The sequence below is a fragment of the Chitinophaga sp. genome, assembly GCF_035564935.1.
Taxonomy (GTDB): Bacteria; Bacteroidota; Bacteroidia; order Chitinophagales; family Chitinophagaceae; genus Chitinophaga.
Genome location: NZ_DATMTE010000870.1, coordinates 1 through 2281 on the forward strand (window position 1 = coordinate 1; position 2281 = coordinate 2281).

Annotated in this window: 2 protein-coding genes; both read right to left on the bottom strand. The window is 43.3% G+C overall.

What is annotated here, in order from left to right:
• Positions 1-228: 228 nt before the first annotated feature.
• The gene (locus tag VN105_RS22685; protein WP_325644504.1) at positions 229-1353 is read right to left on the bottom strand and encodes a hypothetical protein; all 1125 of its coding nucleotides are present in this window, start codon (positions 1351-1353) and stop codon (positions 229-231) included.
• 21 nt (positions 1354-1374) lie between these two features.
• Positions 1375-2115, bottom strand: a complete 741-nt coding sequence (locus tag VN105_RS22690) for a glycosyltransferase family 32 protein (RefSeq protein WP_325644505.1) — start codon at positions 2113-2115, stop codon at positions 1375-1377.
• Positions 2116-2281 lie beyond the last annotated feature (166 nt).

Consider the following 2281-nt stretch of genomic DNA (forward strand, 5'->3'; position numbering starts at 1 on the left):
CAATCTCTGTATTTCTGATTTTTTCATAAGATGTAGTATTAACAATCATTTGTCCATGAAAGTATTGCATGTGTTGTTCCTGCTTCAAAAGATGACCGTCCAATGCAGGTCATTATGATTAATATAATACATGGGGCCATACATTTAATCCGGCGATAGTGGCTATTTTGATGGAGAGTGAAAAATGATAGAACTAAAAGGGGCATAAGTGAGCCGGCTTCCGGGAAATTAAAGTGTAAATGGTTCGGATCGGATGTAACGGTAAGTGGCAAAATGGGTGTAGGTAACGAACCGGTTAAAGAGGTCGCTGCTTCTTAGGTGGTGTAGGAAATCGAGGCAGGTTTGTTCATAGTCTCCAAATACATCTCTAAAGTCCAGGATTTCCACATCCCCTTTCAGGTCCACAAAAAAATGCCCGTTATTGGAGTAGTCAATTTGATATTCTTTGCTAATTGCATCAGGCCTGAAGCGCTTTATCTGATGCCAGGTTTTTTCATTGGGGAGGGTAACGTCCCATTTAATCAGGTTGCGATGAAGGAACAGGAGATGATTATCGGGGTTATGTTGTACCATGGTGGTGCCATAAAACCGGTTGTCATCCGAGATATATCCACAGGTGCCAACCTCCTGCTGTATCATATGGAAAGGTTTGTTTAGCGCCATCCAGGCAAACTTAAAGGTATCCTTGTCTCCATGCAGTATTTCGTAGTAATGATTGCTTTGGGTATTGAAGTAGAGGCAGAGGTTCAGGGGATCCCAGCATTTTTCCTTATTGATCAGTATTTGCCCGCTTTCCTGTTCGGGTATGTTAAAGTTGCTGGAACCGATGATTTCCCAGATGGGGTTGTGGGGATCGGTGCGCCAGTAGTCTGGCCAGAACATCGCGCCATGTTCGAGATATGCCGGTGCAGAGAACAGGGAGGTAGGATCGCCAACGCATATGTTATCTGCATCCAGGAAAAGAACTTCCCTGAAGCTGCTTTTAATAATGGACAGGGGCTTTAACATGAAACCCGATAAGGACACCGGTCCGTTTTCCAGGAAATTTCTGCAGGTAACGTTCATTACCTGGAAGGCCCGGATGATTTCTTCAGAGAGTTCATTGCCAAGGTACCATATTTCGATGGGAAGCTGACAACCCAGGCTACGAAGCATTTTAACTGCTATCCAGCTGCAGGTAAAATAGCGGAGGCCTCCTGCGCAGATAACGATGCCGCGGCCGTCAAAATTTCCCGGATAGGGGGGGATGTCTGCAGCATATTCCTGCCAATTATTTCTCAGCTTTGTTATTGTGGATTGGTTGATTGTAAAATCGGTGCTCCTGATGCCGTTTTTGTGAAAGATGCTGGGCATAGTTGTAGATGAGGTTTAAATTTATTGGATGATATGGAAATTTTCCCTGATTTTCCGGATGTGCTGATGTGCATCCTTATCCCACCAGGTGCCCGAATAATAATGAATAGCGTAGGCGTGTCTCAGCTTTTCCCGGATTTCATGACTGCAATCTTTTTCGTGCAGCCACAGTGCTATTTCTTCTTTTGTCAGGGGATAAAGACAGGAATAGTCGAGCAGGGTTACCTTTTCCTGCTCTGTGCTGTTGCTATACACCCTGGATAGCATAAAGGGGCCTGTGGTTTCAAGGATGTTGTTATTGATATGATCAATATCGATATCGGTCCTTCGCAATTCATGGCATAGCGATGCAAGAAAAGGATGATGCGGGATAGTTGCCATGAAAGCATTGCTGATGATAAATTCCTTCTGATGTATCTCGCAGTGCTCGCTGGGTTCTTTGCCGAAAGCACAGGTAGCGTGTTGTAACAGTTCCTCCATGTTTCTTCTGCAGGCAAAATCCAGGTCAACAAAAATACCACCATAAGTTTGCAGGATGAGGTAACGTACAGCATCTACCTTTTGTATATTAGCAGGGTATGCATCGTATATTGCTTTGAAGTCCGGGTAATGTCCGGCAACGAAACGTTCATTGTCCTCATCTGTCCATAATTTGTATTCCCAGTTGGGGTGATGCGTTTTCCAGGTATCTGCGAGGGCTTGTAATGCATCTGGTACATCGCTGTTTTTCCATGTCTGATGAATGATTTTGGGAATTTTCATGAATAATGTGGATTTAAATTGGTTAACAGTATGAGTATATTTGTGAGGATAACGAGTTCTTACTAAAATACAGTTTTAAAATTAAAGCTGTAAAATTCTTTTGTTCGCGGCATGGTTGTGTATAATAACAACAGCCATTGCATAAGCGGACATATCATGTTCATTA